The 1529-nt window shown below is 32.0% G+C and carries 3 protein-coding genes; all 3 read right to left on the bottom strand.

What is annotated here, in order from left to right; translation table 11 throughout:
• Positions 1-2: 2 nt before the first annotated feature.
• From BAZSYMA_RS00390 to BAZSYMA_RS00380, 3 genes are read right to left on the bottom strand one after another with little or no spacing between them, the layout of a single operon-like run.
• Positions 3-200, bottom strand: a complete 198-nt coding sequence (locus BAZSYMA_RS00390; RefSeq protein ID WP_090714399.1) for a hypothetical protein — start codon at positions 198-200, stop codon at positions 3-5.
• Between the two features lie 6 nt (positions 201-206).
• A complete protein-coding gene (locus BAZSYMA_RS00385; protein ID WP_090714397.1) occupies positions 207-824 on the bottom strand; it encodes a mobile mystery protein B in 618 nt (205 codons plus the stop codon).
• Positions 825-856: 32 nt separating this feature from the next.
• The gene (locus tag BAZSYMA_RS00380; protein ID WP_090714395.1) at positions 857-1234 is read right to left on the bottom strand and encodes a hypothetical protein; all 378 of its coding nucleotides are present in this window, start codon (positions 1232-1234) and stop codon (positions 857-859) included.
• Between the last annotated feature and the right edge of the window lie 295 nt (positions 1235-1529).

The following is a 1529-nucleotide window of genomic DNA, read 5'->3' as shown; positions in this document are numbered from 1 at the left end:
TCTCAAAAAACTTTGCCTGAAACCCATATTTTTTTGCCATTAACTTCAAATGGCTCGGTTTCAATTCCAGGTTGATTTTGATATGAATTTATCTTTGATATTTTTAATTTTCTACAACATAAAAACATACAAATATCTTCAAAAGATTTTTGCTTGCTCCCTCCTTTTAGCCCTAAGTTATTCCAATCAATATGTTGCATTTTTATTTAAGTCAAATTACCCTGCAATTTAATTAGTGGTGCATAATCACCATTATCAGCCTGTTTTAAAGCTCGAATATAATCACCTCTATGGACATTTTCTTTAGCAAGTAAATCTTCATTCCACTTGGTTGGTGATAGGCTGTTTTGCTTTAGATAAATATTAGCAAGCATTCTAGACCATCTACCATTTCCATTTATAAATGGATGAATAACCACCGCCCTATGGTGTAATCTTGCTGCAATTTCAACAACATCAAAGTTTTTATTTTTATGCCAAAAATTCAGATCATCTACTAATTTTCTCAGTTCAGTGCTAACAAGGTAAGCTTTAACGCCAAAATTAAGCTCAACTGTTCTTATTTTTCCAGCCCAATCCCACACATCATCAAACATTTCTTTATGTAGTTTTAATAAAAAATAAGTATCAAAAGAGTCTGGTTTTTTATCAGGCATACCTCCTAAATAATCAAGATTTGCTTTTAGAATATTCTGAGCCTCAAAAAAATAAATCTCATTGGTACTATAGGTTTTATTGGTACTATAGGTTTTGTTTTTATCCAGTTTTAAACCTGATAAATCACTTCCATAAGTAGCATCGGCAATTTTAGTTTTATCATCCATTGGTCAAATATAATTAAGCGTTAAAAATTAGACTAGCTGATCCACAGGCTTTTTTGGTGCTGATGTAAAAAGCTATCTTTAGCCTGCTCTATGAGTAAATTTAATTGCTTATTATCTAAACCTTGTTGTTCAAGTGATGAGGTATCCTGCACCAATGAAACCATATAAATCGCTTTTTCTTTAGCTCTATTCTGCTCCAGTTCATTTATACTGAGTGTTTCATTGCCAGCAAAATCAAGACCAAGTAAATGGGTTACACTTTCTACGGTGGACATTTTTACATCTTCACCTGCTAAAAAACGAGTGATGGTTCTATTCCCAAGATTTGATAGTTTGGCAATATTATCAATCGTTAAACCGATTTGTCTTTTTCTTTTTTGTACTCTTTTGAGTAAATCTAATCTAGTCATAATATGAGCTTTAATAAGTAAGTTGTTAGTATTATGTCATAAGTGGCTAAAAAATCAAATTTATTTTTCAAAAACTTCGGTTTTACCCAAAATATCCTTCAAATAAGTGGCTATAGGAATAAGCCCAGCTCTTGTTTTGATTTGCTCATATTCACTGAGCGTAAAACGCAAACCAATAAGCTCAGATTGTTTTTCAGCTTTTGGTTTGGGTTTGCGTCAAGTGGGGCTGTTTTGAGTGACTAGTGATTTTTCTAAATTATTAAGCGTGTTTTTGCTACTCACTTTTAGTATAAAG

Origin of the sequence: Bathymodiolus azoricus thioautotrophic gill symbiont (assembly GCF_001298715.1) — a bacterium.
Taxonomy (GTDB): domain Bacteria; phylum Pseudomonadota; class Gammaproteobacteria; order PS1; family Pseudothioglobaceae; genus Thiodubiliella.
Note: the sequence above shows the minus strand (reverse complement) of the source record. Positions and strands in the feature narration are given on the sequence as shown.

Coding starts and splice junctions, on each gene's coding strand:
- BAZSYMA_RS00390 (WP_090714399.1), bottom strand. CDS start 200: ATGCAACATATTGATTGGAATAACTTAGGGCTAAAAGGAGGGAGCAAG.
- BAZSYMA_RS00385 (WP_090714397.1), bottom strand. CDS start 824: ATGGATGATAAAACTAAAATTGCCGATGCTACTTATGGAAGTGATTTA.
- BAZSYMA_RS00380 (WP_090714395.1), bottom strand. CDS start 1,234: ATGACTAGATTAGATTTACTCAAAAGAGTACAAAAAAGAAAAAGACAA.